Source organism: Bacillus sp. AFS073361, assembly GCF_002567005.1.
Classification (GTDB): Bacteria; Bacillota; Bacilli; order Bacillales; family Cytobacillaceae; genus Neobacillus.
Map to the genome: position 1 here is coordinate 1 of NZ_NUZU01000001.1, position 21,851 is coordinate 21,851.

At 39.1% G+C, this 21,851-nt stretch carries 19 protein-coding genes and 1 riboswitch; of the genes, 7 read left to right on the plus strand and 12 right to left on the minus strand.

Features of this window, described 5'->3' with window-relative positions; all coding sequences use genetic code 11:
* Window positions 1-533: 533 nt before the first annotated feature.
* Both COJ96_RS00005 and COJ96_RS00010 read left to right on the plus strand, forming a co-directional pair.
* Window positions 534-1,499: a LacI family DNA-binding transcriptional regulator gene (locus tag COJ96_RS00005; RefSeq protein ID WP_098570953.1), complete on the plus strand. Its 966-nt coding sequence runs from the start codon at window positions 534-536 to the stop codon at window positions 1,497-1,499.
* A 196-nt stretch (window positions 1,500-1,695) separates the two neighbouring features.
* On the plus strand, window positions 1,696-2,508 hold the full coding sequence (locus COJ96_RS00010) for a Cof-type HAD-IIB family hydrolase (RefSeq protein ID WP_098570954.1): 813 nt from the start codon (window positions 1,696-1,698) through the stop codon (window positions 2,506-2,508).
* Window positions 2,509-2,750: 242 nt separating this feature from the next.
* Here COJ96_RS00010 and add read toward each other — a convergent pair whose 3' ends face one another.
* From add to COJ96_RS00025, 3 genes are all read right to left on the minus strand, one after another.
* A complete protein-coding gene (add, locus tag COJ96_RS00015) occupies window positions 2,751-3,749 on the minus strand; it encodes an adenosine deaminase (protein ID WP_098570955.1) in 999 nt (332 codons plus the stop codon).
* Window positions 3,750-3,809: 60 nt separating this feature from the next.
* Window positions 3,810-3,910, minus strand: a riboswitch (purine riboswitch).
* A gap of 90 nt (window positions 3,911-4,000) precedes the next feature.
* Window positions 4,001-4,891: an acyl-ACP desaturase gene (locus tag COJ96_RS00020; protein WP_098570956.1), complete on the minus strand. Its 891-nt coding sequence runs from the start codon at window positions 4,889-4,891 to the stop codon at window positions 4,001-4,003.
* A gap of 232 nt (window positions 4,892-5,123) precedes the next feature.
* Window positions 5,124-6,308, minus strand: coding sequence for an ABC transporter substrate-binding protein (locus tag COJ96_RS00025; protein ID WP_098570957.1), 1,185 nt, complete (start codon window positions 6,306-6,308; stop codon window positions 5,124-5,126).
* Between the two features lie 474 nt (window positions 6,309-6,782).
* Between COJ96_RS00025 and COJ96_RS00030 the strand changes: the two genes are divergently transcribed.
* The 3 genes from COJ96_RS00030 (at window position 6,783) to COJ96_RS00040 (ending at window position 9,388) form a co-directional block, all read left to right on the plus strand.
* Window positions 6,783-7,310 carry a phosphatase PAP2 family protein gene (locus tag COJ96_RS00030; protein WP_180229936.1) on the plus strand — a complete coding sequence of 176 codons (528 nt, stop codon included), beginning with the start codon at window positions 6,783-6,785 and terminating at the stop codon, window positions 7,308-7,310.
* A gap of 23 nt (window positions 7,311-7,333) precedes the next feature.
* Window positions 7,334-8,479, plus strand: coding sequence for a glycosyltransferase family 4 protein (locus tag COJ96_RS00035; protein ID WP_098570958.1), 1,146 nt, complete (start codon window positions 7,334-7,336; stop codon window positions 8,477-8,479).
* 78 nt (window positions 8,480-8,557) lie between these two features.
* Window positions 8,558-9,388 carry a metal-dependent hydrolase gene (locus tag COJ96_RS00040; RefSeq protein ID WP_098570959.1) on the plus strand — a complete coding sequence of 277 codons (831 nt, stop codon included), beginning with the start codon at window positions 8,558-8,560 and terminating at the stop codon, window positions 9,386-9,388.
* Window positions 9,389-9,438: 50 nt separating this feature from the next.
* On the opposite strand, the gene COJ96_RS00045 is transcribed toward COJ96_RS00040, so the two are convergent.
* Both COJ96_RS00045 and COJ96_RS00050 read right to left on the minus strand, forming a co-directional pair.
* Window positions 9,439-10,194, minus strand: a complete 756-nt coding sequence (locus COJ96_RS00045) for an NRDE family protein (protein WP_098570960.1) — start codon at window positions 10,192-10,194, stop codon at window positions 9,439-9,441.
* Between the two features lie 20 nt (window positions 10,195-10,214).
* Window positions 10,215-10,772, minus strand: a complete 558-nt coding sequence (locus COJ96_RS00050; RefSeq protein ID WP_098570961.1) for a DinB family protein — start codon at window positions 10,770-10,772, stop codon at window positions 10,215-10,217.
* A gap of 192 nt (window positions 10,773-10,964) precedes the next feature.
* On the opposite strand from COJ96_RS00050, the gene COJ96_RS00055 reads away from it, so the two are divergent.
* A complete protein-coding gene (locus COJ96_RS00055) occupies window positions 10,965-11,198 on the plus strand; it encodes a hypothetical protein (protein WP_098570962.1) in 234 nt (77 codons plus the stop codon).
* A 100-nt stretch (window positions 11,199-11,298) separates the two neighbouring features.
* Window positions 11,299-11,451: a DUF3934 family protein gene (locus COJ96_RS00060; protein WP_098570963.1), complete on the plus strand. Its 153-nt coding sequence runs from the start codon at window positions 11,299-11,301 to the stop codon at window positions 11,449-11,451.
* Window positions 11,452-11,520: 69 nt separating this feature from the next.
* On the opposite strand, the gene COJ96_RS00065 is transcribed toward COJ96_RS00060, so the two are convergent.
* From COJ96_RS00065 to COJ96_RS00095, 7 genes are all read right to left on the minus strand, one after another.
* Window positions 11,521-12,366 (minus strand): VOC family protein, encoded by an 846-nt coding sequence (locus COJ96_RS00065; protein WP_098570964.1) that lies wholly within the window; start codon window positions 12,364-12,366, stop codon window positions 11,521-11,523.
* A gap of 238 nt (window positions 12,367-12,604) precedes the next feature.
* A complete protein-coding gene (locus COJ96_RS00070) occupies window positions 12,605-13,987 on the minus strand; it encodes an L-cystine transporter (RefSeq protein WP_098570965.1) in 1,383 nt (460 codons plus the stop codon).
* A 248-nt stretch (window positions 13,988-14,235) separates the two neighbouring features.
* The gene (locus tag COJ96_RS00075) at window positions 14,236-15,882 is read right to left on the minus strand and encodes a glycerol-3-phosphate dehydrogenase/oxidase (protein ID WP_098571095.1); all 1,647 of its coding nucleotides are present in this window, start codon (window positions 15,880-15,882) and stop codon (window positions 14,236-14,238) included.
* Window positions 15,883-16,023: 141 nt separating this feature from the next.
* Window positions 16,024-17,514 (minus strand): glycerol kinase GlpK, encoded by a 1,491-nt coding sequence (gene glpK / locus COJ96_RS00080; RefSeq protein ID WP_098570966.1) that lies wholly within the window; start codon window positions 17,512-17,514, stop codon window positions 16,024-16,026.
* Window positions 17,515-17,539: 25 nt separating this feature from the next.
* On the minus strand, window positions 17,540-18,364 hold the full coding sequence (locus tag COJ96_RS00085) for an MIP/aquaporin family protein (protein ID WP_098570967.1): 825 nt from the start codon (window positions 18,362-18,364) through the stop codon (window positions 17,540-17,542).
* A 354-nt stretch (window positions 18,365-18,718) separates the two neighbouring features.
* Window positions 18,719-19,282: a glycerol-3-phosphate responsive antiterminator gene (locus tag COJ96_RS00090; protein WP_098570968.1), complete on the minus strand. Its 564-nt coding sequence runs from the start codon at window positions 19,280-19,282 to the stop codon at window positions 18,719-18,721.
* Between the two features lie 333 nt (window positions 19,283-19,615).
* The gene (locus COJ96_RS00095) at window positions 19,616-21,808 is read right to left on the minus strand and encodes an alpha-galactosidase (protein WP_098570969.1); all 2,193 of its coding nucleotides are present in this window, start codon (window positions 21,806-21,808) and stop codon (window positions 19,616-19,618) included.
* Between the last annotated feature and the right edge of the window lie 43 nt (window positions 21,809-21,851).

Below are 21,851 nucleotides of genomic sequence, written 5' to 3' on the forward strand. Positions count from 1 at the left end.
GCCAGGATCAAACTCTCCAAGAAAGTTGATTAGCTCATTTGTTACGTTGGCTTAGCTTCACTTTTTTTGAAAGATTCACTAATAAAATTTTGTTGACGTTTCTGCTTTGTTTAGTTTTCAAAGAACTATTTTGTGACAGGTTTATAGTTTATCATCTCATCACCAGAAAGTCAAACATTATTTTTAAATAATATTTTTTCTGAATCAGCGAGATCTATCATATCAACCACATTAACTTTTGTCAACTGGTGAAGGATTATATTTCTAAGAAACATCTAAGTTTCATATACTGTTCCCTCATCAGATTTACTATATTACTATACATGTATCTTTAAAGTCAACTATTATTCTACAAAATATATTATTTTCTTTTATAAGATAACTATTCCATCATTAAAACATTGACTCAGCTCTAGTGCACCGCTGATTCTTTAATACACTTCGGTTATAATATAACATTATAAATTGAACAGAAAACGCGGGATCGCCATGCAGTTTACATGGTGTCAGGCACCGCTTAGGAAGGTAATGGAATGACAAATATTAAAGATTTGGCAAAGATGGCAGGCGTTTCTGTAACCACTGTTTCTCGGGTGTTGAATAATCATCCGTATGTAAGTGACGAAAAAAGGAATGCCGTTTTAGAGGCGATTAGGCGTAGTAATTACCAACAAAATATTAATGCCGTCCATTTAAGTACGGGCAAGACTTTCCTTGTAGGTGTGGTAGTTCCTTTTATCGATCACCTTTACTTTGCCCTATTAATGAAAGGAATCGCAAACGAAGCGTTAAAGCACAATTACAATTTGGTTATATTTCAGACTAACTACGTGGAAAGCCGAGAATTAGATGCATTACAAACGTTAAAACAAAAGCAGATTGATGCGTTAATTATTTGCTCGAGAATATCCACATGGAGCCAAATTGAAACGTATTTGCCTTTTGGACCAATCATTTTATGCGAGGATACCAGAGGAAAAAAAGTATCCTCCACATTTGTGGATCACTATAAAAGTTTCCTATTTGCATTAGATTACCTCTATCAAAAAGGTCACGAAAAAATTGGTTATTGCATTGGGCGTAAATCAGGTACTAATAGTAAAAACAGAGAATTAGCGTATAAGGATTTTTTAGAAACCAATCGTTTATCCTATAATCCTTCCTATATTTTTGAGGATTGTCTCCAATTCGAGGATGGAGAAAAGGTAGTGGAGCAGATTAGAAAGATGCCCCAACCACCAACAGCCTTATTGGTGACAAGCGATGATGTTGCAGCTGGGATTGTTACCTGTGCAAAAAATCTAGGTGTTACTATACCAGATAATCTTGCACTTATCGGGTTCAACAATCAACCTATCGCAAAAACGATGAGTATCACAACGATTGAAATTCCACTTGAGGAGATGGGCAGGAAACTATTTTTACAAGGAATCCACAAATATGAGGAGATTTCCCAAGACGAAATCCCCGTAACATTAATTGAACGGAATACCGTTTGATTCTCGCGAATTGATTGTTTCTATCTTCTTCACTCTCCGTACCTAATAAAAAAACAGAAATTATTTTTTCAATCCCCTTGACCTGAAACGCGTTTCATAAACTATTCTGTTTTTGCAAGAACTCACAACATTAGGTCGGCGTTATCAGTATTCCCTGAGCGTAACGACCTGTTGTGATTAAATGGAGGGATAGAAAATGAAACAACCTATGGTGTTTTTTGATATTGACGGTACATTACTTAACGAGAATAAAGTGATTCCAGATTCCACAAAAAAAGCCGTTCGTTTACTTCAGGAAAAAGGAGTGCACACGGTAATTGCCACTGGTCGTGTGCCGAAGATGTTTTCTTGGATTCAAAAAGAATTGAATATTAGTTCTTTCATTTCCATGAACGGACAATATGTTGTATATGAAGGACAAGAAATTTATGCCAATCCAATTAATCCTGAGCTGCTTCAGTCGATTTCCACTTTGACAGCAATCAACGGCCATGCCCTTGCCTACTGCAGCCACGATGATTTTAAAGTCAGCAAAGAAAACCATCCCTTTATTGAATCGAGTTTCGATTCATTAATGATGCCTTATCCTATAGTTGACAATTCATTTTATATAAATCGGCCAATATTTCAGGGACATCTTTACTGCAACCACGAGGACAAATATCAATACGTCGACCATTTTCCTGATTTAGACTTCGTCAAGTGGCATGATTATGCTTATGATTTCCTGCCAAAAGGGGCCTCAAAAGCGGTTGGTATTCGCAAACTGCTTGAATTCGTAGATATCAATCACGAGAACTGTTTTGCATTCGGCGATGGTTTAAATGATTCGGAGATGTTATCCATGATTGGTACGGGGATCGCCATGGGCAATGGGGTTCCTGAAGCAAAGGCCGCAGCCGATCTAATTACCACAACATCTTCTAAACATGGGATTCTCAATGGTCTCATCCAGGTCGGCCTTTTAGAAAAAGACGCAGCCGCGGAATATGTAAACGAAGCAATATAACCATTGAAGAAGGATGGTTCTTAAAATGTTAGACCTTCATTTAATTAACGTCTGTCAGACGGTAATCGTCCTCTACTAATAAAATTTTCATTCTATTATCTCCTTTGCGATTGATTTTATAAGAAGTAAAATCATCTCTAGGAACCCTATCTAGCATCACAATCTTCAAGTTTACTTAAAAAAGACAAAAAGGGTGTCAGGCACCATGTGAACATGGTGCCTGACACCCTTCATTCTTCTTTTCATCCAGTTATATACTTCTTCAGCATTTCTTTTGTTTCGCAGTCGGCAAAGCTTGCTTCCACACTAGTAAGGTAAATTTGCTTATAGTCATTTTCGCTTATATTAAATTCTTTAAATACGATGTCACATTCATTTGCCATGGTAGTATCTGAAACGGTTCGGTTGTCTGTATTAACAGTTACCTTGACTCCATCTTTATGAAATTGATAAATGGGATGATCGCTAAACTGGTTCACCGCTTTTGTTTGCACATTACTTGTTGGACACATTTCGAGCACAACTTGCTTTTCTTTCACGATGTTATATGCCTCACCACAGTCCTTTATAAATACACCATGGCCAATTCTCTCTGCTCCCAAAAGTTCAACTGCCTCTAATACGTTTTTCCCTACGCCCGTTTCACCTGCATGGATGGTTACTCGATAACCATATTCTCTAGCTAAGGCAATCGGTTCTACGAATTTCCCACAAAACCCTTCCTCTTCCGATGCACATAAATCAATTGCAACTACACCTTCGCCAAGGAATCTCCTTCCCTTCTCTACAACCTCAAAAGCACGGGAAGCAGACATTGTCCTCATGCAAGAAAGAATCAAGTTCCCCTTTATCTCATATTGCTTTTCAGCCTCCTTTATTCCAGTTAAGACCGCTTGGATGATCTCTTCAACGTCTAATCCCCCTGCTGTATGAAGTAACGGAGCAAATCTTACCTCCATGTATTTCACATTTTCACGGGCTGCATCCTCAAAAAGTTCAAAGGTGATCCTTCTAAGATTTTCCTCTGACTGCATAACTAAATTAGGTATAGAAAATTTCTCTAAATATTCATCAAGGGATTCGCATTCTAATGGAGCGATGAGTTCTTTTAGAATATCGTCCCTATTCATCGAAGGCAGACTGATTCCATCTCTCTTTGCAATATCAAGGATGGTTTCCGGTCTAAGACTGCCATCTAAATGGCAGTGAAGTTCTATTTTAGGTAAAGTTGCAAAATTCATCGATAATTACCTCCTAATTGTTAAGAAAATAAAAAAAATTCCTGATTACGAAGAAAATACAAATTCATGTATCTTCTTCGTAATCAGGAATTTATAGGTTCCTGGTAGAGACCTCCAAACCATATCATTGGAGTTATACGAAAGTATTTATTAAATTACTATTGCTAAAGAATAATAAATTCTATTTTTATTGTCAACCCTTTATACCTTTGATTGAACCGGATATATTTTCCTTTCCATTCGGACGTACCTTATTTATTTTTATAAAAACGATCTCGTACTTTTTTCAACCGGGCGTGGTATTTTAAAATGTCCAGTCTAGCTTTTTCGGCTTCTGGTGCAATCGGTCTTAATTTTTCCAACTCCCAATAATCAACAATCACATCTAGAACTTGATCGAAATATTCCAATGGACCGTAGTTTGCCTCTTTTGCAATAATCGCCATGCGATCTTCGAAATCAGGCATTACTGTACCAGGCATTTGAAAGTTCTTAATAACATGTCCTAAATGATAACAGTAATTAGGTTCCAATTGGAGATGAAATTTAATCACATCTCGATAAAAGGCATAATGCAACGTTTCATCTTTTGCAAGACGGCGGAGCAGACTAGCTAAATCTTTATCATGTGAACCAGCTACTTTCGCAACGTTATAGTAAAAAACCATCGTTGCCAGTTCTTGTAACGAGGTATATACCATGGTTTCAAACGGCGTGTGATAATCAGGGTTCCAGCCATTCTCAACGGTTTGTTTGTGTAAGTGGTGGAGCCGCTTCGGGTCTACATTACGAGTAATTAATAAATACGTTTCAATCAGGTTTGAATGCTGGTCTTCCTCTGCTGTCCAAGTATGGACAAAATCTTTTATAACCGATAATGAACCCTTAAATGTTTGATCTAGATGCGAAGTAAACCATGGCAAGTTTACTTCGGTTAAAAGGGCGGTTTCAACCGCCGTTATAATCGACGCGGGCAGTGTGACCTGACTTTCATCCCAGGGAACACGCCTGAAATCCATTGCCTTATCCCACGGTAAGTAGTCATGATAACCCCAATCTATTTTTTCAGATCGCTTTTTATGTTCTTCATATAAATCTATAAGTTTAGGCTCCAATCGAAAGTCTAAATCATTTGTTAACATCATAATCCTCCGTAATTGTAAATTTCGTTAGTTTCCCGTACAAACATTCTTAAAAGGCGAAAATGGTCCATTTATGCCCTTTTTAAAATTCGCGAATTATTTGGCCGTCTATTAATGAATACCTGATATTAGCACCTGATGCTAAGTCAATTGTATCACAACTATTCTGAATCTAACCAATAAATAAAAAAGTGAAACAGAAGGGATCGTCCTTCCATTTCACTTTTTGGTCTTACGGATTTACTTTTGTGTTAAATACTTGTTTACCATCTTTATATTCTAAGACAGTTGCTGATTTAACTGGATTGTGGTCTTTATCAATCGTAATCGTACCAGTAATCCTAGATAAATCTTTTGTTTTCTCTAATGCTTCTTTAATCTTAGTTGTATCTGTACCACCCGCACGCTCGATCGCATCAGCTAATAGATAGACAGTATCATAGCCAAGTGCATTAAATGCATTAGGAGATTCTCCATTGAACTTTTCTTTATATGTCGTTACAAACTTTTGGATTGTTTCATCTGGATCTCCAGATGTGTAATGGTTTGTGATAAATGTATTATTTAACGCGTCAGCTCCAGCTAACTCAACTAACTTCGGTGAATCCCAGCCATCTGCACCCATTAACGGAACAGTGATTCCTAATTCACGAGCTTGTTTTACAATTAATCCAACTTCTTCATAGTATCCAGGAATAAAGATGAATTGTGGATTTTTAGCCTTAATACGAGTTAATGTCGCACGGAAGTCTGTATCTTTTGCAACATAAGCTTCCTCAGCAACAACCTTGCCGCCTGCCTTTTCGTAAGTTTCTTTAAATGACGCTGCTAAACCTTTAGCATAATCGCTGGCACTATCTGCAAAGATTGCCGCATTATTTAATTTCAATTCCTTTGAAGCAAAATTAGCAGCTACAATTCCTTGGAATGGATCAATAAATGATGTACGGAAAACATATTCGTTTAATTTTCCATTATCCGCTACAGTTACGTTCGGACTTGTCCCTGATGGAGTTAATAGGATTGTTTTCGTATCATTTGCGATTTGTGCCTGTGCTACGGTGTTACCGCTTGTTGCTGCACCAATAATCGCTGTTACTTTGTCTTGGCTGGTTAACTTAATCGCACCGTTTGTAGCTTCAGCAGCCTCTGACTTGTTATCTACTTTAACAAGCTCGATCTTTTTGCCCTTTATTCCGCCCTTTTTGTTGATTTCATCAACTGCAATATCAATTCCGTTTTCAAGTGACTCCCCGTAAGAAGCAACCCCACCGGATAACTCTAGGTTTACACCAACTTTAATGGTTTTACTATCGCCACCTGAATTTGAACTTTCTTTTGCTCCAGAACACCCTGCAAGCACTCCCGCCAATAAAGTGGAGGCCATAAACATTTTTGCCCAATTCTTTTTCATCATAAGGACCCCTTTTTTCTATTTTTTCTGACAAATCACATCGTAGATTGATAGATTATCTAACATGAACAACGATTGGATTGTCTAGGTGATTTATTAAATATTATTTTAGTACAATTAATCTCTTTCGTCTAGTATATTATTCTATTTATTTAAATATTTCTGAAACTTACGACTTATCAGATTATATGGTAACGCTTACAATACTGATTCTATGATATATCTATTTAAAAGAGCCATCTAATTATTGAAAGAATTATATTAAAAAAGAAAAGAGAATCCCTCCCTAATTTCATTACAAAAACATTTTTTTCCTGGAAAATTATTTAAATCAGAGGATTTTCTAACCATTACAAATCCTTTACACTCATTTAACATTAAATTAAGAAAAAATCTTATCATTCCCATATACAATTAAGTAAAGCAAAGCAAATGATTGGTTGATAATGAATACTTTATAAAGGGGAATGGGCATTGATGAGAATATTACAATTGTTTTATGGCTTCGAATGCCGATTATTTCAGCAGGTGAATCGTCATTTTGATAAAAGTGTATTAAATCTTTTTTTCCGCATGGTGACGCACCTTGGTGGGGCAAGATTTACGATTGCTGCAACTTTACTTCTCATCATGTTTTCGCCGCGGGAGGCTAGGTTGATTGCCATAGCCAGTGCACTTGCTTTATCCGCAAGTCACATACCTGTACACTTTGTAAAACTGCTGTTTCCCCGAAAAAGACCTTATTTAATCATAGAAAAAACAAAGGTCCCTGAAAATCCATTACAAGATCATTCTTTTCCATCGGGACATACCACTGCCATTTTTTCCGTTATCATTCCATATGTCTTATTCATACCTCACCTTTCCTTTATCTTGATCCCTTTAGGGCTTTTTGTGGGCATATCCAGAATTTACTTAGGCCTTCACTATCCTTCTGATGTAATTGCTGGGGGGATACTCGGTTCACTTACGGGGAGCCTTTGCTTCTGTTTATTGTGGTTATGAGGATTACGATAAGGAGGGATTTTATGAAAATTGCCATTTTCACAGATACCTTTCATCCTGATATCAACGGGGTTGCCAGGACACTTAAACGGTTAACTAATTATTTAGAGGCCCAAGGCATTGCCTTTAAGATTTTTGCACCTCGCTCATATTCCAATGAATATCATTCTACTAATATCCATCTTTTTAAAAGCCTATCTTTTTTCTTATACCCAGAATGCCGCTTGGCTTTTCCAAACCTTCTTCATATTCAATCGGAATTAAAAGCTTTCTCTCCAGATCTAATTCATGTTGCCACTCCTTTTAATATCGGCCTTTGTGGTGTTTATTTTGCAAAGAAATTAAACATACCGCTTGTCGGTTCCTATCACACCAATTTTGAAGATTATTTACACCATTATCACCTTCATTTTCTTTCAAAGATTCATTGGAATTACATGCACTGGTTTCATCAAACCTGTAAAAAACTCTTCGTCCCCTCACTTGAAACCCACCTACAATTAAAGCACCATGGATTTTCAAATTTAGAAATTTGGCCAAGAGGCGTAGATTGCCAGCTTTTTCACCCTCATTATGATAAAAATGCAGTTCGTAACCTTTACTCTATAGAAGAAAGATATCTGCTTACATATGTAGGCAGATTAGCCCCTGAAAAGGATATAAGGACACTATTAACTATCGCTAAATCACTCCCAGCTGAAATAAAAGAGAAAATACATTGGTTAATTGTTGGGGACGGTCCATTACGAAAGGAATTGGAAGCACAAGCTGCAGGAAATATGACCTTTACTGGATTCTTAACTGGGAGATGCTTGGCAGAAGTCTATTCAGCATCTGATTTATTCGTTTTCCCTTCACCCACAGAGACATTTGGAAATGTTGTTTTAGAGTCCCTTGCTAGTGGAACACCTGTTATAGGTGCGAAAGCTGGGGGTGTTAAGAATATCATTAAAGCCGGAGTTACGGGGTATTTATGTAGACCTGGTAATGCACTGGAATTTAGCGATGCGATTATTAAGCTTTTGAGGAATGACGGACTACGTGAACAAATGGGAAGCGCAGGAAGGGATTATGCATTGACACAGAGATGGGATCAGATTTTTGAAGATCTTATTTGGCATTACACAAATGTTATCGATGAACAAAATCGACAGGAATTTATCTCATGAGAAAATCTCATACCAAGTTCTTATTACCAACGTAAAAAAATAAAATGGATTAAGATGTGCTAATTTAGAGTTTTGGAGGTGTTTCTGCTGAAAATATCACGGCTTGGGCATGCCATGTATGTTTTAAAAAGTGAAACAGAAAAAAAGTATCTCATTGATCCTTTTTTTGATTTAAATCCCGGCTTTCCACCGCATTTAGATACGGCTGATTTCTACCAATCCATTGATTGTGTATTTCTAACCCACGGCCATTTCGATCATACTAGCGGACTTACGAAGTTGGTCGAGCACAAACCCGATGTTATGATTGTGGCTCAATATGAGTTAGCACTTATCCTTCTGAAGCAAGGAATGAAGAATGTGCTTCCTATTAATCTGGGAGGTTCCGTTTCCTTTGAAGATGTAACTGTCACGATGGTCCAGGCAAAACATACCTCTTCCTATGGAGAAACCCAAGGTCCTCCCGTCTATGCCGGTGAGGCGGCAGGTTATATTTTTGATTTTAAGGATGATTATACGGTTTACCATTCAGGCGATACGGCATTGATGTACGATATGAAGTTAATTCAAGATGTGTATGAGCCTGACATTGCAATCCTCTCCTCATCTGGCCATTTTACAATGGGGCCGAGAGAAGCAGCATACGCTGTTAAAAAACTACTGAAAGTTAAATATGTGATTCCTAGTCATACCTTTCCAACAAATGAAACAGCAGCCTCTCCTGAATCATTAACTCAATTGTTAAGGGCTTTTCCAGTTGTTGATTTTATGATTGATAAAGATAAGGAATTAAAAGAACTATTAAAGGATTATTCAAAAACAGCCGTGATTACACTGGCATATGGTGAGGAAAAAGTTTTCGATCAGAGTCTTTGGTCTGAAGTCTTAGTGGATAAGGAATTCTCATGAGAAAGGCACCGTTTAAAACGGTGCCTTTCTAAGGTGCCTGACACCAAATTTTACAATTTTACCGTAAATTGCTGTTCACTTATACCCTCCATAGCGAAGACTCGCTCCACGTAGTGAATTTCTTTGTCCGACATCAACATGACGGTTGAACTCCTGGTCCCGTAGTTCTCACTTTTTATAAACAATGGCGAAAGCCTTCTTTCCCATTCTAATGAAACTCCAGTGTGTGGAAGAAGTTCGTCCGGTGCTTGGTCTGTATTTTGAAGCATGTCCAAAAGTTCCGATACTAGTCCATCCTCTTCTCCATTGATAATTTTGGCCAATCCTTCCTTTCCTTTTTGAACCTTTGGCCAGTCAGTATTTAGTAAGTGATTGCTGACACCATAAATCCCAGGAACAATCTTTTTCAGTTCATGCCCTTTATTTGAAAAATAAAATAGTTCATTTCCATCACCGGCCAATAAGTTATAGCCTGGATACAGGTCCTTTCGTCCTCCAAGGTCTTCCATATAAGCCTTTAGATTTCCCTTGTGTTTCAAGGCTTCAGTAACCAATTCACCCCGTGAGCGCTTTCCATCCGTTGCTTCCTTTGGGTCACGATAATTGGTCAACGCCGCAAACCGCCCACCTGTTGTAACCCCCATCCAGGTACCCTTTTTTTCTAAATCCCTTCCGGCCAGGATGTCAGGCTGGTCTTCCCAGAAATGTACCGGGGAAGTAGGTCTCCCTAGGAATTCATCTCGGTTTGCTGCCACAATGAGCTTGTAGATTGGATGGACTTGATAAGCAAAAAGTATTAAACACATTAAAAATCACAGCCCTCTATTCAATTATCCACGGCTTTTTTCAGCGTTTGTTTACGTTTATTAAGCATTTTTCTGATTAGACGAATCTGACCTCTATGACTCAGTTCATCTTCAAACACATGGAACCATTTAAAGAAATTATTCGCATGGCGATCATGCCAAAACGGCGTTTGTTCATATAACCATTCATCAGGAAGCGTTTTAAACATTTCGATGGTTGCATTCCGTGCTTCGCCCATTTGCTCCAAGTAATGATCAATGCTATTGCCTTTAATCATTTCTCTCCCAAGACTTCCTAAGTCTAGCGCGGGAAGTAAAATGCTTAGCTCTTTCTCATTTAGATCACGATTTTCAAACGTTTCAACTTGATAAGCCTTTTCGACCGCAGCCAAATGAGCCAACAGCATTCCGATTGAATTTGCCTCCTCATCAAAAAGGAAGTCTAACTCTTCCACAGTAAGTCCCTTTACCGTTTCAATCGTAGTGTACCTTGTATAATTCATCATCGACACCAATTTACTGAACTCCAACCCTAAACTATCTTTTTGATCGATTATATATAATGTATCCAAATCCATGTTATTACCTCCGTATAGGAAAATAAACCACTCATTCTAATTCGCCATCTTCTTAGTAATTCCTTTTAGCATAGAGGCAATCCTTTAATAGGCTGAAATTGCTAAAAAGAAAATGATCCTACTCACGAAGGTTATTCACAACTCTGGAAATAATAATAGCTAGAACCAAATACATTTGGAGGTATTGTTCTCATGTCTGAATTAGAACCATTCGAATACGAAACAGGGACAGCGATTCGCGAATATGACATTATTGAAATAACTCAAAACGCCTTAGGATATGAAGTACTCCTGGATATCGAACTAGACAGCGGCTATTCCTTAGTAAGAACAAAGTTAGAAGTAACCCATGAAGACTTAGCGGGATATGAAACAAGCAATATTGAAGAAGGAATTAAATACGCCTTAGGATTTTTCACTCATTAACAAACGAATATTTCAAGGGGAAATCTCGGGTGAACTGTGTTAAACTTGTTAATCTAACCAACACGGTTGGATGTACGTACATGAGTAATGGAGTGGTTAAATGGGTAGTGCAAAAGGGAAAGGCGGGACAGGTCGAGGAACCGGCAAAAAGGGCTGGACTCGTTGGCAGGCCGGAGTCAAAAAAGCCAAAAGCGCCAAACCATATGTCAGCAAGGGCGTAAAAAGAGCCAAAGAAGCAGACGAAAAACAGTAACAATAAATGGGTGTCAGGCACCACTCGTGGACAAATGTCCACGGGTGGTGCCTGACACCCTATACTGTTTTATAATATTAACCGAATTTGATTACCTGAAGGGTCTTCTGTTATAAAGTAATCGGCTTCTTTCATAATTGGTGCACCTATTTGTTTTAGTTGGCTCAAGGCTTTCTCTCTTGCTGTCGTATCAGGGAAAACGAGCGTGTACCAATTTAACCCTACACTGTTTTTCGGGGGAGTGGCAGCCCCTTCTCCCTGCCAAGTATTGATGGCAATATGATGATGGTATCTACCTGTTGATAGGAATGCCGCTTGTGGATAGTAACTAACTATCTCAAAACCCAGCCCTTTTGTATAAAACTCCTCGGCTTTTTGCAAATTGCTGACATGCAGGTGAATGTGACCCATGAGTGTACCTGCTGGTAAACCGATCCATTCCGCCTCACTTTCTGCAATAATTCCATTGCCATCAAGCTCTTCGGTGGCCATTTCGACTAAACCGTTGTTCCATTTCCATTCTGAAGAAGGGCGGTCCCGGTACACTTCAATCCCATTGCCGTCCGGATCATTAAGGTATAACGCCTCACTTACATAATGGTCTGCGGCACCGAGCGGATATCCAGTTTGGACCATGTGTCGTAAAAAGACCGCTAAATCTGCTCGTGATGGCAGTAAAATGGCAAAGTGATACAGGCCTGACGTACGACCTGTTTTCACCACAACCTCCTTTGGCTGCTCTAGCGTTAGTAATGGCTTTTTTCCATCGGTCGTTAAGACCGCTTTACACTCTGATTTTTCCAACACTTGAAACCCCATAATATTTTGATAAAAAATAAGTGAATAATCGAGATTTTTCACCTTAATATTGACCTCTCCGACATATATATTTGGAGCTTGATGAAATTGATCCATTTTCTCCTCATCCTTTCTTTCAATCAGTTGTATAAGAAATTTGTCTTTTATTTAAGTATGGTTATCATACATACCATTCATTCGAATTCAATCACCTATGATTACAGTGTACTTTGAATTTATCTTGAATTCAAGTATTTTAAATTAAAAATAAATTGAAAACCAGTCCATTTCTATGCTGCAAAAAAAGGACTCCTCCGCTATGCGAAAAAGCCCTAAACCTTTGTTTCCTGTTTTGTTATGCTTCTACAATGTCCGGCTGTTTATAGACTTCGTTTTCAAATTCACCTGTTACTTTACTGGTTAATATACCGGATGTCATTGCTCCGCTGACATTAAGAGCCGTACGTCCCATGTCTATAAGAGGCTCAACTGAGATGAGCAAACCAACAATCGCAACCGGAAGGTTCATGACAGATAAAACGATTAATGCCGCGAAGGTCGCACCGCCACCTACACCTGCTACACCAAATGAGCTAATCGCTACCACAAGAATGAGAGTTAAGATAAAGGATATACTCGTAGGATCCACCCCGGCGGCCGGGGCAACCATCACAGCTAACATTGCCGGATAAACACCTGCACATCCGTTTTGACCAATGGTAAGTCCAAACGACCCTGCAAAATTTGCAATCCCTTCTGATACACCAAAGTCTTTCGTTTGCGTTTTAATGGTCATTGGTAAGGTTCCTGCACTAGTCCGTGACGTGAAGGCAAAGGTCAAGGTTGGCAGCCCTTTTTTCACATAATTTACAGGACTTAGTTTAGCAAAGGATAATAGTAGTAAATGGACAATGAACACCAAAATGAGCGCCACATAGGAGGCAATCACAAACTTACCTAATTTCGCAATCGCCGCATAGTCACTTGTTGCTGTAACTCTTGTGATGATGGCAAGAATTCCGTATGGCGTTAGACGTAAGATTAGTGTGACTACCCTCATGACAACTGAGTAGATCGTATCAATGATCTTAGCAAAAAATTCTCCTGTTTCAGGGTCTTTGCGCTTAACCCCAAGATAAGCAATTCCAATAAACACAGCAAAAATAACAACAGCAATCGTCGATGTCGCGCGTGCTCCCGTTAAATCCTGAAATGGATTGCTTGGGATTAACTCAATAATTTGTTGTGGGAGCGTCATATTTTCTATCCCAGTAACTCGTTCCTCTAACTGGGCATTACGAGCTGCCTCCGCTTCTCCTTCAGTTAACTGGACACCATCAAGACCAAATCCCAATGCAGAGCCAATTCCAATCGCCGCAGAGACGGCAGTCGTTGCTAGCAGGATGCCGATGACAAGAAAACTTATTTTTCCAATATTTTTCGTAAGCTTTAACTTTGTAAAAGCGCCGACAATGGAGACAAATATCAGCGGCATGACTACCATTTGTAATAGCTTCACATAGCCATTCCCGACAATGTTAAACCAATCGATTGAACCTGTCGTTACTTCATGTGTCGTGCCATAAATAAGATGAATGAGAAAACCAAAGATAATACCTAAACCTAACGCACTAAAAACACGCTTGGAAAAAGAAACATGCTTCTTTTGCATCGTAAATAATCCAAACATGAGTAATAACAGAACAGCTACATTGACGAGGATCAGCAAGAAATTCATACTATCCATCCTCCTTCAAATTCGGAAAAATTGTAATCCAGATATTCCAATGAATTAAGTCGGAATTATGGTCGTCACCATATACCTGCCACGAAATATAACTATCAAACGTTTGATATGGTAAATAATATGTTAGGACTTTTCCTTATATTCCAAGCCCGTCACTTATTTAATCAAACGTTTGATTAGTTTTTCAATCCTCCAAAAATTAGGTTAACATTGGGAATGCACTGCGAGAATAACTCACATCATTCATTCGGAATCGGATGGATCGCATCCTTTAAGGCTGTTTCTAACTCTTCCTTGAATCGGGTCTTCTCCTCCACCGTCCATCCAAGCGCATTTTCCATATAGTCGAGAATGGCATCTTTCCATTCTACTACCCAGTGAATATCAAAAAATAAAGCTCCTGTTCGACGGATAAAAAAGTCGACTGGTTTTACTGTCATTTCATCCTCTAACGAATAAACAATTTGAACAAACACCTCAACCGGCAAACCAAACTTGTTATTGGGGTCATACCTTTTCGCAATGTCAAAAATCCGATCAATATTGGAACCATAGCGATGAACTAATTTGCGATATTGTTCCTTTGTAAATCCTCTTAACTCCCCATCCTTTTCCTTTTTTTCAACAAAGGAAGCAAAGTTACTAGCCCCATCAACATGACCACCGGATATAGGTAAATGTTTGGTTTGGCAAGCTTGAAAATGTCCGCTCTGTTTTGCGATCAAGTCCACCACCGTTTCCGCCATTTTTCTGTATCCCGTCAGCTTCCCGCCTGCGATGGTAATCAGACCGGAATTCGAAACCCATATTTCATCTTTTCGCGAAATTTCAGAGGGATCCTTGCCTTCTTCATAAATCAGCGGTCTTACCCCTGCCCAGCTAGATTCAATATCCTCTGCCTTAATGGAAACGCTTGGAAACATATAATGAATGGCATTAAGAATGTAATCTCTGTCAGCTTCCGTCATTTTTGGATAAATCGGATCGTTGCCATAATAGGTGTCTGTTGTCCCCACATACGTTTTCCCATCCCTTGGAATGGCAAAAACCATGCGGCCATCAGCTGTATCAAAATACACAGCTTGTTTTAGGGGAAATCTCGACTGATCAATTACCAAATGGACCCCTTTTGTCAGCCGCAGTTTTTTTCCAGCTAACGACTTATCTTTGTCGCGGAGGGAATCAACCCAAGGGCCAGTGGCATTTATGATGCGTTTTGCGTAAATATCATGAACGGTACCAGTTAATAGATCCTCAACTTTAGCACCAATCACCTTACCATCTTGATAAATAAACTCGATTACTTTTGAATAATTTACTGCTTTGGCACCATGCTCCACAGCTTCTTTTATAACTTCGACAGTTAACCGGGCGTCATCAGTACGATATTCCACATAATAACCGCCGCCTTTTAAGCCCTCTCTTTTAATCAGCGGCTCTTTCTGAATGGTATCATCCGGAGAAAGCATTTTTCTTCGTTCACTTTTTTTTACGTCTGCTAAAAAGTCATAGACTCGTAGTCCAATTGATGTACTGAATTTCCCAAACGTTCCACCTTTATGCATTGGCAGGAGCATCCATTCTGGTGTCGTTACATGCGGGCCATTTTCATAAACAATCGCTCGTTCCTTCCCCACTTCCGCGACCATCTTCACTTCGAATTGTTTTAAATACCTGAGACCACCGTGAACAAGTTTCGTTGATCGGCTAGATGTCCCAGCAGCAAAATCCTGCATTTCTACTAATGCCGTTTTCATCCCCCTTGTTACGGCATCTAATGCGATTCCAGCGCCTGTTATTCCTCCACCGATGACAAGTACATCAAATTCTTCTGCGGCCATTTCCTTTAGAATTGTGTTTCTATTTGAACTTGAAAATTTTAACATTTGCACAATGATTACCTCCAATGGGGATAAAAAAAAGAGGCCACAACAATCACAATGGTATAAAATCCATTGCTTTGTTGTGGCCTCTCGAGTTTCTCCCGCCAAAATATTAACTTAAGTATAGCTTACCATACATTACGATTATTTAAAAGCCCTAGCTGCGTTTACAGCCTTTTTCCAACCTGTATATAAATTGTTTCGATCCTCTTCAGCCATATCTGGTGTAAATGCTTTATCCATATTCCATTGAGCAGCGATTTCTTCTTGGCTTTCCCAATAACCCACCGCTAATCCTGCTAAATAAGCAGCTCCTAATGCTGTAGTTTCTCTTACTTCTGGACGCTCCACTGGTACATCTAATACATCGCTTTGGAATTGCATTAAGAAGTTATTGGCAACAGCGCCGCCGTCTACACGCAAAGTTTTAAGCGAAATACCTGAATCCGCCTCCATTGAAGTTAAGACATCCTTTGTTTGATATGCAAGGGATTCTATCGTTGCGCGAATAAAGTGTTCTTTGGTGGTACCACGAGTTAAGCCAAAAACCGAACCACGTACATCACTATCCCAATAAGGTGTTCCTAACCCAACAAAGGCTGGAACTACATATACACCATCTGTTGATTTTACGCTCGCAGCAAATTTTTCGCTCTCTTCAGCATTTCTAAACATACGAAGCCCATCACGAAGCCATTGGATGGCGGACCCAGCAACAAAGATACTTCCTTCAAGTGCATATTCTACTTTTCCGTTAATACCCCATGCAATTGTTGTTAACAGACCGTTCTCTGATTTTACTGCTTGTTCTCCGGTATTCATTAACATAAAGCAGCCAGTTCCATAAGTATTTTTCGCCATTCCTTTATCATAGCATGCTTGACCGAATAACGCTGCTTGCTGATCACCCGCAACTCCGGCAATTGGCACATTACAGCCAAAGAAATGGTAATCAACTGTTTCAGCGTATACTTCTGAAGATGGGCGTACTTCCGGAAGCATTGAAGCAGGAACTGACAAAATTTCTAATAACTCTTCATCCCATTTAAGGTCATGAATATTGTACATCAATGTTCTCGATGCATTGGAGTAATCTGTTACATGGGCTTTTCCACCAGATAGTTTCCAAATAAGCCATGTATCAATCGTTCCAAATAGCAGTTCTCCACGCTCTGCTTTTTCTCTTGCACCTTCTACATTTTCAAGAATCCATTTCACTTTTGTTCCAGAGAAATAAGCATCAATTAAAAGGCCTGTTTTATCCCTGAATAATTGATCATATCCTTTTGCTTTCAATTCTTCACAAATCGCTGCTGTTTGGCGGGATTGCCAAACAATGGCATGATATATCGGTTGGCCAGTTTTTTTATCCCAGACAACGGCTGTTTCCCGTTGGTTTGTAATACCGATTCCAGCCACTTGTTCTGGTTTTACATTAGCCCCGGCCAAACAAGAAGCCATTACCGCTAGGATCGAACCCCAAATTTCAATTGCATTATGTTCTACCCATCCTGGTTGAGGGAAGAATTGTTGAAATTCCTGCTGAGCGACTTGGACAATCTTTCCTTCTTTATTAAAAAGAATAGCCCGTGAACTTGTTGTACCTTGATCTAATGATAAGATGTATTTTTCCATATCTAAACTCTCCCTTTAATTAAAATTATGCACTGACTTTTTCTACTCGGACCGTTTCCTGAGGTTTCTTTCCCATTACAGAAGCGATTGCAAGAACTACTACAATTGCCCCTATTATAAACCAAAGACTCATTTCTGTTTTACCGAGAAAGGCAGCTTTATAAAATAATCCTCCCAAACTTCCTCCAAGGATTGGGCCTACAATGGGTATCCATGAATATCCCCAATTAGAACTTCCTTTTCCCGGAATTGGAAGAAGGGCATGTGCTAACCTTGGACCAAAGTCACGGGCGGGATTGATCGCATATCCTGTTGTTCCCCCAAGACTCAAACCGATACTAACAATAAGGAAGCCTACCACGAGTGGATTTAGTCCATCTGCAAATTTATTTGCACCGATTGCTAAGATTCCTAAAACAAGAATAAATGTACCAATAATTTCACTAATTAAGTTTGCAAAAGTATGAGGAATAGCAGGACCTGTTGCAAATGTTCCTAATTTTGCCCCTTGATCTTCTGTCACTTTCCAATGTGGAAGATATTGAAAATAAATAATTGTTGCTCCAATTATTGCTCCAATCACTTGACCGAAAATATAAGTTGGGACCTCTTTCCACGGAAGATCGCCGGTAAATGCTAACGCAACTGTTAATGCAGGATTTAGATGTGCACCACTAAATTTACCCACTGAGTAGGCAGCAACTGCTACCGCAAACCCCCATCCAAAGGTAATAACAATCCAACCACTGCCATTAGAGAGCGTTTTCTTCAGATTCACTCCTGCGCACACGCCAGCGCCTAATGTAATTAAAATTGCCGTGCCAATTAATTCACCCCAAAAAGCTGTCATAATTAACCTCCTCTTTTAAAAAAAACATCTTTACCTTGGAACTTGTTGTGAATAAAACGAAAAAAGACGCACAGAAAATCCCCCGTAAAAATGGGGTATTTCCGTGAGTCTCTAAAATCTTCTTCACATATTATCAACTTAGTTAATATTATAAAGGTAGATTGAAAGCGTTGTCAACTAGATTCATAAACAATACACATCTTTCTAGCATCCAGTATTTTTTTCATTCTTACCTTGATGACAATCAACAATCAAACTACTTAAAAAAACGTAAAGGCATACAAATAATGTCTTTACGCTTTTAAGCTTTATTTCTATGAATATACTAGGGCCAGTGAAACTGTTAGTTTCATCCTAATTTTTCGGTTCGAAATATTTCCATAATTCTTTATTGGATGTTGTTATCGTAATTGCTCCCGCTTCATAGGCTTGTTCTACTTCTTCAATGGTATCTATTAATCCTCCAGCAAAAACTTCTTTATTCGTACGATTCCGGATATCTTTAATTATTTTTGGCATAATTCCCGGTAATACTTCTATATAATCCGGATTTGTTCGTTCGATTAACGCAAAACTCTTTTCGATCGAGCTAGTATCTAGTAGAAACATACGCTGAATCGATTTTACACCTTTTTGTCTCGCTTTAAGAATCACGCTTCCTTTAGTAGAAATCAGGCCAAATGGTTTAAATTCCTGACAGATATATTCTGTTGAGTATTCATCACTCTTTAATCCATGAACTAAATCCATGTGAATGATTAACTTTTTATGGTTGGCCTGAGCCATTTGAAAAATGGGTTTCAGTCTGGAAACATGTATGTCTAAAATTACAATATATTCATAGTTCCTTGACATCATTTTTTCGAAATCTTCTATTTTTCGAATTGCCGGTAACACCTTTTGTCCAAAAAAACTCATCCCATTGTTCACCTCTCACCTTCAGTCTCTTCTCACCATTTTATAATACTTTTTTACTTCTATACTAGTCTTTACAGAAAATACTAATCTAGACCCTCCCAGACTTCATTCTCAAGGGTTTAGTCATGCAAACAAAAAAGCCATAAAAACGCATAGGAATAGTAATGTATCATTCCCATTTGTTTTTATGGCTTTCTCCAAGTCTCTAAGCCTGGCTATGATATTTTCTATATTAAGCATACCAAATATATTCTTTTCCACAGGTATATAGATTGTCAAACTTGTTAATTTTAATTGAAATATGGACCTAAAAAGCTCGTATTTTTTATTTGATTACTTTTCAAACGCTTCAATGTGGTAAACACTCGAATAAAAATCTCTATTTATCAGTGGCAGCTGTAATCCAATTTTCATTAACTCATCGCCCGCATATTCCTGTTCTCCCCTATTTACTCTATAAATCTCACACGACTTTAGCCCGCGCAACTTCAGCCGGAAAAATGGCGGATTTGGTGTTGCCAAAGTTTTATAGTAAAAAACTACAGCCCTTTCCTGGTTCGGTGACACATACATCCAAGCTGGATCCATTCCATCAAACGGACTTAACAGCCTGTATAAGTCCCCAAAACAGACAATATCCTTGATTTGATGATATCGTTTGATTTGCTCCATTACAACCTTCTTATCATCATTACTTAGTTTGTCGATATTTAATTCGAAGCCCAAATTTGCCGCCATTGCCACATGGCATCTCATTAAAAGCGGTGTAATTCTTCCCACTTGATGATTCGGCACATCTGATACATGTGCCCCCATGGTAATCGCAGGATAAATGAGGCTTGTTCCGTATTGAATCTTAAGCCGTTCAACAGCATCTGTATCATCACTCGTCCAGGTTTGCGGCATGTAATAGAGCATGCCAGGATCAAAGCGGCCGCCACCACCGGAACAGCTTTCAAATAAGATCTGCGGAAATCGTTTGGTCAGTTTTTCTAGGATTCGATACAAGCCAAGCATGTAACGGTGTGCTGTTTCTTTTTGCTTATGAGGCGGCAGTAAAGCCGAACCCACTTCAGTCATATTTCGATTCATATCCCATTTGACATAGGAAATGTTAGCACTGCTAAATACACGAATGAGCGTTTCGATTAAAAAATTACATACGTCTTCCCTGCTTAAATCAAGAATTAATTGATTTCTAGACTGTGTCCGGTTCCTTCCTGGCACATGGATACACCAATCAGGATGTTTACGATACAAATCACTATCCGGAGAGACCATTTCCGGCTCGACCCATATCCCAAATTGCAGCCCCTTTTTTCGGATATAATCAGCCAATCCATCTAAACCATTCGGAAGTTTTTTCTTAAAAACAAACCAATCACCCAACGAACTTTTATCATTGTCACGATGCCCAAACCATCCATCGTCTAGTACAAACAGTTCGATTCCTAATTCTTTTGCTGCATCCGCAAGGTCGAAAAGTTTTTTTTCATTAAAATTGAAATAGGTGGCTTCCCAGTTATTAATGAGAATTGGACGTGTTTTGTCACGGTATACGCCACGGCAAACTCTTTCCCTCAGTATTTTATGAAAAGTCCTGGACATTCCTCCAAGCCCTTCCGAGGAATACACCATTAGAGCTTCAGGAGTCTGAAACGTTTCCCCCGGCTCCAGCACCCATGTAAAATCAAAAGGGTTTATGCCGATGCTGAGTCTAGAAGTTTGAAATGGATCGACTTCGATGGAAGCTTGAAAATTCCCGCTATAGACCAAACTGATCCCATACACATCTCCTTGCTCTTCGTTGGTGTCTTTCGCAAGGAGCGCAACAAACGGATTATGTTGATCGCTGCTTGCACCTCGAGCTGATGAAATCATTTGAATCCCGTGGTTAAGCGGCCGCCTTTCGATGTGACACTCACGCCCCCATGTTCCATAAAGGTGCAGCCAATCCCAATCTGACTGATGAATGTCCACTGACATACTCATACATTTATGTATTTCCACATCATGGGTCCCAAGGTGCTCAAAGGAGACCGACCTCGTTATCACATCAAAATCACTGTAAATTGTATAATGAAGATTCATCCCGACCCCAAGCATGGCATCTACCATTGTCAGCACTAATGTTTCAGCTTCAGATTTATCCTCGACATACGCAGCAGGCAATCCCTTAAGTGGATGTTTTCCTTGAAAAATTTCATGAGAATCATAGACAAATTCCGTTACTGTAGTCCCGTCAGCTGAGCGGATTTGATAAGCCGGAGAACGAAAATCCCCGTTCCCAAAAGCAGGGTATTCCTGTGGCAGCGTATCAAGTGAAAATTGCGGAAAATCAGGTTCCGTCGTCGGCGAAAAAGGCCTGCGTTTAAATACTAGAATGGAAGACGGCTGGAGCGCATGAACCCTCTTGCCCCAATACAAATGGGCAGGATATTTACCGTGAACAATTTGAATCAAATAACTAATCTTGTTATTGTACAAATGAAAAATTTCAGCCTTTTCATCCCAATCAATTGGCACCCGCGCTCACTCCTCCATATTCGCTGAATAGCCAAAATTACTT

Bases quoted from the DNA above. Each gene is read 5' to 3' on its own strand.
- COJ96_RS00005 (WP_098570953.1), top strand. From the start codon at position 534: ATGACAAATATTAAAGATTTGGCAAAGATGGCAGGCGTTTCTGTAACC.
- COJ96_RS00010 (WP_098570954.1), top strand. From the start codon at position 1,696: ATGAAACAACCTATGGTGTTTTTTGATATTGACGGTACATTACTTAAC.
- add (WP_098570955.1), bottom strand. From the start codon at position 3,749: ATGAATTTTGCAACTTTACCTAAAATAGAACTTCACTGCCATTTAGAT.
- COJ96_RS00020 (WP_098570956.1), bottom strand. From the start codon at position 4,891: ATGTTAACAAATGATTTAGACTTTCGATTGGAGCCTAAACTTATAGAT.
- COJ96_RS00025 (WP_098570957.1), bottom strand. From the start codon at position 6,308: ATGATGAAAAAGAATTGGGCAAAAATGTTTATGGCCTCCACTTTATTG.
- COJ96_RS00030 (WP_180229936.1), top strand. From the start codon at position 6,783: ATGAGAATATTACAATTGTTTTATGGCTTCGAATGCCGATTATTTCAG.
- COJ96_RS00035 (WP_098570958.1), top strand. From the start codon at position 7,334: ATGAAAATTGCCATTTTCACAGATACCTTTCATCCTGATATCAACGGG.
- COJ96_RS00045 (WP_098570960.1), bottom strand. From the start codon at position 10,194: ATGTGTTTAATACTTTTTGCTTATCAAGTCCATCCAATCTACAAGCTC.
- COJ96_RS00050 (WP_098570961.1), bottom strand. From the start codon at position 10,772: ATGGATTTGGATACATTATATATAATCGATCAAAAAGATAGTTTAGGG.
- COJ96_RS00055 (WP_098570962.1), top strand. From the start codon at position 10,965: ATGTCTGAATTAGAACCATTCGAATACGAAACAGGGACAGCGATTCGC.
- COJ96_RS00060 (WP_098570963.1), top strand. From the start codon at position 11,299: ATGGGTAGTGCAAAAGGGAAAGGCGGGACAGGTCGAGGAACCGGCAAA.
- COJ96_RS00065 (WP_098570964.1), bottom strand. From the start codon at position 12,366: ATGGATCAATTTCATCAAGCTCCAAATATATATGTCGGAGAGGTCAAT.
- COJ96_RS00070 (WP_098570965.1), bottom strand. From the start codon at position 13,987: ATGAATTTCTTGCTGATCCTCGTCAATGTAGCTGTTCTGTTATTACTC.
- COJ96_RS00075 (WP_098571095.1), bottom strand. From the start codon at position 15,882: ATGTTAAAATTTTCAAGTTCAAATAGAAACACAATTCTAAAGGAAATG.
- glpK (WP_098570966.1), bottom strand. From the start codon at position 17,514: ATGGAAAAATACATCTTATCATTAGATCAAGGTACAACAAGTTCACGG.
- COJ96_RS00085 (WP_098570967.1), bottom strand. From the start codon at position 18,364: ATGACAGCTTTTTGGGGTGAATTAATTGGCACGGCAATTTTAATTACA.
- COJ96_RS00090 (WP_098570968.1), bottom strand. From the start codon at position 19,282: ATGAGTTTTTTTGGACAAAAGGTGTTACCGGCAATTCGAAAAATAGAA.